This is a genomic window from Methylomonas rivi (genome assembly GCF_024505165.1).
GTDB lineage: Bacteria > Pseudomonadota > Gammaproteobacteria > Methylococcales > Methylomonadaceae > Methylomonas > Methylomonas rivi.
This window is the reverse complement of record NZ_JANIBK010000167.1, coordinates 1-7,237: the sequence shown is the minus strand read 5'-3', so window position 1 is coordinate 7,237 and position 7,237 is coordinate 1. Positions and strand designations below refer to the sequence as shown.

9 protein-coding genes are annotated in these 7,237 nt (G+C 57.3%); all 9 read left to right on the top strand.

What is annotated here, in order from left to right:
• The coding region (locus tag NP596_RS18625) for a transposase (RefSeq protein WP_256616905.1) at window positions 1–350 on the top strand (350 nt) is incomplete at its 5' end.
• Between the two features lie 330 nt (window positions 351–680).
• On the top strand, window positions 681–1,199 hold the full coding sequence (pyrR, locus tag NP596_RS18620) for a bifunctional pyr operon transcriptional regulator/uracil phosphoribosyltransferase PyrR (RefSeq protein WP_256616904.1): 519 nt from the start codon (window positions 681–683) through the stop codon (window positions 1,197–1,199).
• 2 nt (window positions 1,200–1,201) lie between these two features.
• Window positions 1,202–2,167, top strand: coding sequence for an aspartate carbamoyltransferase catalytic subunit (locus tag NP596_RS18615; protein WP_256616906.1), 966 nt, complete (start codon window positions 1,202–1,204; stop codon window positions 2,165–2,167).
• A complete protein-coding gene (locus NP596_RS18610; protein ID WP_256616903.1) occupies window positions 2,164–3,450 on the top strand; it encodes a dihydroorotase in 1,287 nt (428 codons plus the stop codon). Before NP596_RS18615 ends, NP596_RS18610 begins: the two co-directional genes overlap by 4 nt.
• Before the next feature lie 176 nt (window positions 3,451–3,626).
• Window positions 3,627–4,343 (top strand): LOG family protein, encoded by a 717-nt coding sequence (locus tag NP596_RS18605; protein WP_256616902.1) that lies wholly within the window; start codon window positions 3,627–3,629, stop codon window positions 4,341–4,343.
• A gap of 46 nt (window positions 4,344–4,389) precedes the next feature.
• Complete coding sequence (locus NP596_RS18600) at window positions 4,390–5,370, top strand: AAA family ATPase (RefSeq protein WP_256616901.1); 981 nt, start codon at window positions 4,390–4,392, stop codon at window positions 5,368–5,370.
• A 76-nt stretch (window positions 5,371–5,446) separates the two neighbouring features.
• On the top strand, window positions 5,447–5,920 hold the full coding sequence (locus tag NP596_RS18595; protein ID WP_256616900.1) for a CreA family protein: 474 nt from the start codon (window positions 5,447–5,449) through the stop codon (window positions 5,918–5,920).
• 3 nt (window positions 5,921–5,923) lie between these two features.
• Window positions 5,924–6,841 (top strand): DUF58 domain-containing protein, encoded by a 918-nt coding sequence (locus NP596_RS18590; RefSeq protein WP_256616899.1) that lies wholly within the window; start codon window positions 5,924–5,926, stop codon window positions 6,839–6,841.
• Between the two features lie 80 nt (window positions 6,842–6,921).
• The coding region (locus NP596_RS18585; protein WP_256616898.1) for an MASE1 domain-containing protein at window positions 6,922–7,237 on the top strand (316 nt) is incomplete at its 3' end.

The following is a 7,237-nucleotide window of genomic DNA, read 5'->3' as shown; positions in this document are numbered from 1 at the left end:
ATTTTTTGATTTTTAGCCAAAAAAACGGCGGACGAATTTTTACTACAAAAACCGCCCGGCCAAGTCATCAGACCAAATCAAGCCATGTCCGCAGCCCTTTCGAATCCGCTCGAGATGTCGCGCGCGCCATCACTAAAACCGATGCCTACAAACAGTCACGAAAAGATCGCAAAAAGGTCGAAATGCTATTTGCTCACCTCAAGCGCATCTTACGACTCGATAAATTGCGATTACGGGGATTCACTGGGGCACAGGATGAGTTCCTATTGGCGGCAACTGCCCAAAATCTGAGGCGAATGGCGAAAAGGTTGGCAATCAATGACGAAATAGCCCAAGGAATACCCGCATAACGGCCTATCGGGTCGTTTTTACTCATCGAAATTCAAAAATGTCTGACTATTTCTGACAGAAACCGACAACCGATTAAATCCCCAAGCTCAATCATTCAGAAAAATACCGACTTTTTCAACAGAATCTGCCGGTAACGAGCATTGCTCCCACCAACTTTTGCACACAACCACTTGTTGTGCTCATGAATGATCCAACCCTGTTTTGCACAAAACAGCATGATTTAAAAAGTAGAAGTGTTCTGATTTCCAACCCTGGAATGCAAATAGCCGTTTTTTCTTGTATCCTTGATCTTTCATCTACTTGCACAAAAACAAGCATCCAAACCGATCATGCCGACCTCCTCGCTCAATATCGCCGACCTGCTCGACACCCTCGAAGCCGACATCCGCCAACAAATCGCCAGCCGCAAGCTGGCCAATCCCTTGCTGATCGGCATACACAGCGGCGGAGCCTGGATAGCCGAACAGATACACCGGCGCTTGCGGATTGCCGAACCCTTGGGATTATTGGATATTACGTTTTACCGGGACGATTTTTCGCAAATCGGCATGCACCCCAATGTCAAAGCCAGCCAACTGCCGCCGCATCTGGAAGGCCGGGACATCATTCTGATCGACGACGTGTTCTATACCGGCCGCACCATCCGCGCCGCGCTGAACGAGATTTTCGACTACGGCCGTCCCAACCAGGTTTTACTGGCGGTACTCATTGAGCGCAACGGCCGGCAAATCCCGCTGCAACCCGATTGCCGCGGCGCCCGTATCGACCTGCCGGAAGGCCAGCGCATCAAACTGACCGGCCCCGATCCCTTGGGCATAGACCTGCAAACCCTGGCGTGCGCGGCCTGATCATGCATCGACACTTGCAACTCACCGAACACGGTAAACTCAAGCATTTTCTCAGCATAGAGGGACTGAGCAAGCGCTTGTTGACCGAGATCCTGGATACCGCCGAATCCTTTGCCGGCATTTCCGAACATCAGGTGAAAAAAGTACCGTTATTGCGCGGCAAAACCATCGTCAACCTGTTTTTCGAAAACAGCACCCGCACCCGCACCACTTTCGAACTGGCGGCAACCCGTCTATCGGCCGATGTGTTGAATATGAACATCGCCACGTCCGCCACCTCCAAGGGCGAAAGCCTGCTGGATACCATCCGCAACCTGGAAGCCATGCATGTGGACATGTTTGTGGTGCGGCACGCCTTGAGCGGCGCGGCCCATTTCATTGCCCAACACACCGCGCCGCACATCAGCGTCATCAATGCCGGCGACGGCCAACACGCCCACCCGACCCAAGCCATGCTGGATATGTTCACCATTCGCCAGCATAAGAAACAATTTGCCGGCCTGAAGGTTGCCATCGTCGGCGACATTCTGCACTCGCGGGTTGCCCGCTCGCAAATTCTGGCCCTCAATACCCTGGGGGTGGCCGAAGTACGGGTGATTGCCCCTAAAACCCTGCTGCCGGCCCATGTCTGCAGCATGGGCGTGATTCCGCTGCATGACATGGAGGAAGGTCTGAGCGACGTCGACGTCGTCATCATGCTGCGGCTACAAAAGGAACGTATGAATTCGGCTTTTCTGCCCAGCGAGAGCGAATTTTTCAAATGCTACGGTTTGACCGAAACCAAACTGCAACAGGCCAAACCCGATGCCATCGTCATGCACCCCGGCCCGATCAACCGCGGGGTGGAAATCGCCTCCAGCGTGGCCGACGGCCCGCAATCGGTGATACTGGAGCAAGTCAGCAACGGCATTGCCGTACGCATGGCCGTCATGACCATGACGCTGGGCCACCATGGAGGCGCGGCATGACTAAAATTCTGATCGAAAACGGCCGCATCATCGATCCGGCCAATGCCGTCGACGCCGTGGGCTCGCTGTGCATAGCCGACGGCAAAATTTTGCAGGTGCTGACTCCGCCGGCCGATTTCACGCCCGACCTGACCATTAACGCCAAGGGCCAAATCGTCTGTCCGGGCTTCATCGATTTGAGCGCCCGCTTGCGCGAACCCGGCCACAGCCACAAAGGCACTATCAAAAGCGAAACCCGCGCCGCCTTGAGCGCCGGCGTCACCTCGCTGTGCCTGCCGCCGGATACCAAGCCGTGCATCGACAGTCCGGCGGTGGTGGAATACATCAAGGACAAGGCGGAAGCCGCCGATTATCCGCGGGTGTATAGCATAGGCGCCTTGACCCAACGCCTGGACGGCACCGAACTCAGCTCGATGTTTGCCTTGAAACAGGCCGGCTGCATTGCCGTCAGCAACGCCCATGCACCGCTAGGCAATTTGTTGATTCTGCGCCGCGCCATGGAATACGCCGGCACCCACGGCCTATTGTTGATGTACCGCGCCAACGAAGCCTCCTTGAGCGGCAAGGGCTGCGCCCACGAAGGCGCCATGGCCAGCCAATACGGCCTGCCCGGCATTCCGGTCGCCGCCGAATCCATCGCCCTGGCCCAAGCCTTGGAGCTGGCGCAATTGACCGGCTGCCGCATGCATGTCAGCCAAATCAGCTGTAAACAGTCGGTGATCAAAATTCAGCAGGCCAAAAAATACGGACTCAACGTCACCGCCGATGCGGCCATCCACCAACTGCATTTAAGCGAAAACGACGTACTGCCGTTCGACAGCCATTACCATGTGATTCCGCCTTTCCGCAGCGAAGAAGACGGCCATTACCTGCGCGAAGGGCTGGCCAATGGCACTATCGACGCCATTTGTTCCGATCATCAGCCGCACGATCTGGACGCCAAGCTGGGCGCGTTCCCGGAAACCGAACCCGGTATTGCCTCTCTGGAAACCCTGTTGCCATTGACTCTGGAATTGACCAGTCTGCATCGCATCGATCTACATAAAACCCTGGCCAGCCTGACGCAAAAACCGGCGGCGATCTTAGGCCTGCAAGCCGGCGCGTTGACGTCGGGATTTAGCGCCGATGTCTGCATTTTCGATCCCGATCTGCCGTGGCAAGTCAACGAGCAAACCTGGCATAGCGCCGGCCGCAACACACCGTATTGGCAACAAAGCCTGATCGGTAAAGTGACCCATACCATTCAGGGCGGCCGCCTGTTGTATAAATTCCGCAATCGTTGAGCAATGGAGCATGCGGCAAGCCAATGCAACAGAGGTAGGCCAGAATAAGCCGATAGGCGTTTCTGGCTCGGCACGTTTACCGGAAACGCCAGCGCTTATTCCGGCCTACCCAAAAAGGGGATTTTTTCGTCAACCGATAAAGCCAATTTAAGCGCGAACATTAAAGGAACCCCTACATGTCCTGCATCAAAAATCGCTCCAACGCCGGCTCAGCCTCTCCCAGCATCATCGATGACTTGAAAGGCGATCAATCCTGGCGAATTTTTCGCATCATCAGCGAATTCACCGAAGGCTTCGACGAACTGTCCGGCCTCTGCGACGCCATCTCGATTTTCGGTTCGGCGCGCTTGCCGGAAGAGCATTTTTATTACCAAAAAACCGTGGAGCTGGCGGAACTGCTCAGCAAGGAAGGCTTCGCCATCATCAGCGGCGGCGGCCCAGGCGTCATGGAAGCGGCCAACAGGGGCGCGCACCTGCAAAACCAGCCGTCCATCGGTTTGAATATCGAATTGCCGATGGAGCAAAAAGCCAATCCCTACCAAAGCCTGTCCTTAAACTTTCGCTACTTCTTCGTGCGCAAGGTCATGTTCGTGCGCTATTCGATGGGTTATGTCTGCATGCCGGGCGGCTTCGGTACACTAGACGAATTTTTCGAAGCCTTAACCCTGATGCAGACGCACAAGGCCTATCCCTTGCCGCTGGTGTTGTTCGGCAGCGACTTTTGGGGCGGACTGATGGATTGGCTTAAACATAAAATGCTCGAATACGGCACTATTTCCCCGGAAGATATGGATTTGATTACCGTGACCGACGACCCGCAAGAAGTCGTCAATATCATGGCGGCGCACCGGGAATGGAAAAACCGGCAACGCCATCATCATCCCACCCCATAATATACCCTTCGACCACAGACTTTTTTCAAACGGAAATTTGCACGCCATGACCGATTTGACCCCCGCGCAAACCGCGCTGCACCAGCTTAAACACCACATCAATACCCAAATCATCGGCCAGGACATCCTGGTGGAACGAATGCTGATCGCCCTGCTGGCCGACGGCCATTTGCTGGTGGAAGGCGCGCCCGGCCTGGCAAAAACCCGCGCCATCAATGTGTTGAGCAAAGGCATGGCGGCCGATTTCCACCGGGTGCAATTCACCCCGGACCTGTTGCCGGCCGACTTGACCGGCACCGAGATTTACCGCCCGCAGCAAGGCAGCTTCGAATTCCAGAAAGGTCCGTTGTTTCATAATCTTATATTGGCCGACGAAATCAACCGGGCGCCGGCCAAAGTGCAGGCCGCCCTGCTGGAAGCCATGGCGGAACGGCAGATCACGGTCGGCAAGGCCACCTATCCCTTGCCGCCCTTGTTCATGGTGATGGCCACGCAAAACCCGATCGAACAGGAAGGTACGTATCCGCTGCCGGAAGCGCAGTTGGACCGCTTCCTGATGCACGTGAAAATCGATTACCCCAACGCCGTGCATGAAAAAACCATTCTGCAACTGGCCCGCGCCGAAGCCCGAGGCACGCTGCAAACCGGCGGCGGCATCGCTGAAAAAGTCAGCCAGCAAACCCTGTTCACGGCCCGCGGCGAAGTGCTGGACATTTACATGGCGGAAGCCTTGGAGCACTATCTGCTGCAAATTATTTTGGCCACCCGCACCCCGGCTGCTTACGGCGAAGATTTGGCCAAATGGCTGGAATACGGCGCCAGTCCGCGCGCCAGCATCGCCCTGGACCGTTGCGCCCGCGCCAAGGCTTGGCTGGACCGACGCGACTTCGTCGATCCGGGCGACATTCAGGACGTCGCTTACGATGTGTTGCGGCACCGCTTGATTTTGTCCTACGAGGCCGAAGCCGAAGGCATCACCGCCGATGACGTGATTAAACAACTGATCTCGCGCATTGCGGTGCCCTGATCCACATCCGGCAACACCGAGAACAGTTGGCTTCCGGCGGCTGGTTCCGGTTTTGCGCTACCCGAGGAACCCGATCATGAAAAAACTCTTGCCCATCCCCTTGCTATTGCTGGCCGTGGCGGCCGCGCGCGCGGAAACCGTCGGCTGCGTGACTACCGCCTGGAAACTGATAGGCGCCAACCACAAGGTCTGCGTCGAGGCCTTCGCCGACCCGAAAATCCCCGGCGTCACCTGCCATGTCAGCCAGGCCAAAACCGGCGGCGTTTCCGGGACCCTCGGTTTTGCGGACGATCCGTCGCAATTTTCGTTGGCCTGCCGGCAAACCGGGCCTATCGGTCTGCCCGCCGATTTGCCCAAGGATGAAGAAGTGTTTTCCGAGGGCACGTCCTTTCTGTTCAAGGAAACCCGGGTCATGCGCCTGTGGGACAAGGCCCATAACACTTTGATCTATCTGGCCATCAGCCGAAAACTGATCGACGGCGCTCCGGTAAACAGCATCTCCACCGTGCCGGTGATGCCCTGGGGAACCGGCACGGCCGGCGGCCGATAAGCCATGAGCCCGGCCGCCGCTCCGGACAACGAACGCATCGCCGTCAGCCTGAAAACCCTGGTGGATCTGGCCAAACCCGCCGCCGCGCTTAATTTGCGCCCCACGCAAATCCGCGCCGCGCAAAGCGGTAATTATTTATCGCATTTCAAGGGCCGCGGCATGGCGTTTGCCGAAACCCGGCTTTATCAACCGGGCGACGATGTGCGGCGCATGGATTGGCGGGTCACCGCCCGCACCGGCAAACCGCACAGCAAAATTTTCTGCGAGGAACGCGAACGGCCGTTGTTCATTTCCGTGGACTACCGCTCAAGCATGGCCTTCGCCACCCGCGGGGTGTTCAAATCCGTGCAGGCCGCCAAGCTGGCCGCATTGCTGGCCTGGGCGGCCCAGCAGCAAGGCGACCGCGTCGGCGGCCAGATTTTCAGCGACGCCGGTTGCCTGGAGTTAAAACCCCGCACCGGTAAAGCGGCATTGCTGCGCTTTTTCGATGCCCTGGCCCATCCCGTCTACCCCAGCCCCCATGGCAACACCTTGGCGTCGGCCCTGGCCAGATTGCAACATCACGCCCATCCCGGCAGCCGGATTTACATCATCAGCGATTTCCGCGGCCTGGACCAAGCCGCGGAAAACCATTTGGCCCTGATAGCGCGCCACTGCGAAGTGGTTTTGCTGCAGATTTTCGATCCGCTGGAAAGCCGGTTGCCCGAAAATGGCCGCTACCGGTTTACCGATAAAATCCGCGACATCGTCTTGGATACCGGCGAAATTCGGCAACGCCAAGCCTATCATCAGCGCTTTCATGAACGGCAACTGCATTTAAAAAAAATTTGCCAAAAACTGCGGATGGCCTTATTGCCCTGCGCCACCAACCAGTCGCCGGCCGGGATTTTAAGCCCAGGCCGCTCGCGCGGAATGGGATAAGGGCGCTTGCGTGTCGACGGCGGCTACCCTAAACTGCCCGAATGGTATTTTGCAGCCCGCGGCATGACACCGCCGCCCGGATGAACATAGCGCACCCTCTTTCCCGCCTGTTTTTTTTAACCGCCCTGATATGCCTGGGCGGCTGGCTGGGTTTAACGATGATTATTCCCCCCATCTATTCCAGCCCTTTATGGCCGCCGGCAGGGCTGGGCCTGGCCGCGCTGCTGATTTGGGGGGATGCCGTGTTGCCCGCGGTTTTTTTGGGCGCGCTCGTCAACAACCTATTCATCACGCTCCAAACCGCCGGCCAATTGCACGGCAATACCTTCACCTGCGCGGTCCTGATTGCAATGGCCGGCACCCTGCAAGCGGTGGCCGCCGCGCGGCTGTCGCAAA

What these genes read in the sequence shown, in the direction of transcription:
- NP596_RS18590 (WP_256616899.1), top strand. Translation starts at nt 5,924, where the DNA reads ATGAGCCCGGCCGCCGCTCCGGACAACGAACGCATCGCCGTCAGCCTG.
- NP596_RS18595 (WP_256616900.1), top strand. Translation starts at nt 5,447, where the DNA reads ATGAAAAAACTCTTGCCCATCCCCTTGCTATTGCTGGCCGTGGCGGCC.
- pyrR (WP_256616904.1), top strand. Translation starts at nt 681, where the DNA reads ATGCCGACCTCCTCGCTCAATATCGCCGACCTGCTCGACACCCTCGAA.
- NP596_RS18610 (WP_256616903.1), top strand. Translation starts at nt 2,164, where the DNA reads ATGACTAAAATTCTGATCGAAAACGGCCGCATCATCGATCCGGCCAAT.
- NP596_RS18605 (WP_256616902.1), top strand. Translation starts at nt 3,627, where the DNA reads ATGTCCTGCATCAAAAATCGCTCCAACGCCGGCTCAGCCTCTCCCAGC.
- NP596_RS18600 (WP_256616901.1), top strand. Translation starts at nt 4,390, where the DNA reads ATGACCGATTTGACCCCCGCGCAAACCGCGCTGCACCAGCTTAAACAC.
- NP596_RS18615 (WP_256616906.1), top strand. Translation starts at nt 1,202, where the DNA reads ATGCATCGACACTTGCAACTCACCGAACACGGTAAACTCAAGCATTTT.